Source organism: Microbacterium sp. Bi128, from assembly GCF_918698205.1.
Map to the genome: position 1 here is coordinate 1 of NZ_CAKKMM010001362.1, position 1,368 is coordinate 1,368.

General features: G+C 59.4%; 1 pseudogene. It reads left to right on the forward strand.

The features are described 5' to 3' along the window. Positions 1-250: 250 nt before the first annotated feature. A pseudogene (locus LQV45_RS32815) lies at positions 251-367 on the forward strand (recombinase family protein); the annotation flags it as partial. Positions 368-1,368: the final 1,001 nt, after the last annotated feature.

The window sequence follows — 1,368 nt, forward strand, 5'->3', positions numbered from 1 at the left end:
GGGAGGACGGTCAACCAGACGCACCTCGACGACTTGGTTGAGGAGTGGGCAGGCCTTCTAGCCCGCTATTTCCCCACGGGCGGTGTGCCCCAGTGGCCGTAGTGATGCTGAGCGAGCTAATCGGGGGCGTGAGGCCGTACCGGTCGCAGGGCTCGGTGATGCATCCTGACCGCAGCGCGTGTCGGCTTCGCCGGGCAGCGATCAAGTCCTAGCAGAAGAGCGGTGCAACGCCGGTTGGGTCCGACGCTAAATTGACGTGCTCAACACAGTGAACCTGCTGCGAGAACGCGGCGTCCGTGTCCGACCAATTTCGGACGGTATTGACCTGCGACCGCAAACTGGCCGATTGATGCTCAATATGGCTGCGCGAGTTGTGGGATGAATCTGGGACAGCAGAGTTTTGGGGAACCAAGCGGATCCGGTTCCGCGTGGCTGTGTCCCCTCCACGACGTCCCGGTTCCAAGGATGGGACGGCGACTGTCTACAAGGTTCTAAACAATCCAGCGAGATTGAGCCTGTGGCGAGCTTCTACGAACCGGCGCGCCTGGCAATGACTGCGGCCAGCCGCAGAAGCCTCTCATTGCCGCCCGGGCTCAGCGGGGCCAGCGCCGGCGGCTGGGAACCTCAATGACGGGGATTTCATGGGGCTCCAGTGGGCGTTGAGGAACGAGGCGGATATTGTACGGCGTGATGCGGTCCTCCTCGTGCTCTTTCTCAATTGCTGCGGCAGTGCTCTCGTTGATCCGACGGATGCAGTCGACGGACCGGGCCAGGAGGACGTCCAAACGATTGACTTCCGCCTCGGCAGCCAAGAGCCGCTCGTGGGCGGTTAGGGAACGATAGCCGCACAATTGGCGGAGTATCTCATGTATGGGTTTCATCCGGCGTAAAAAGAGTTCGTATTCTTACCGGGGTGAGGTGTCTACGGTTTCCTGGTTTCGCGGACCGCAACGATAAGGCCTCTCTTGGATTTTTCCGAACGTCGTCCTCCTCGGCCATTACCAGTTCGAGAACCGGAGTTGGATTCTCGCGACAGGCCCTCTCCACTGCAGACAGTGAGGCGAGGGGCGAAAGGCATGGCTTCCCGTCGTAAACGATCCAGGGATGCTCGGCCTGGAAGCGGACCAATGCTGCCTGTAAGTGTCTCAAGTGCCGGTTGATCGTGGACAACCAAGGGATCGTCGGTTGGAGTGGAAAATAGCTCGGCAACTTCCGAAGGTATGACTGGCTCAAGAGCTGCCCACATGGCCGAGGACTCGTTTTTGTCGATGGACTCTGCCCTTAGACGATTCCAACCATCCACGGTGGTGTTGTACTAGGGCTATCTCTTTCCATGGCACCTTGAGCCGTCCACGAGGAACATTTTCT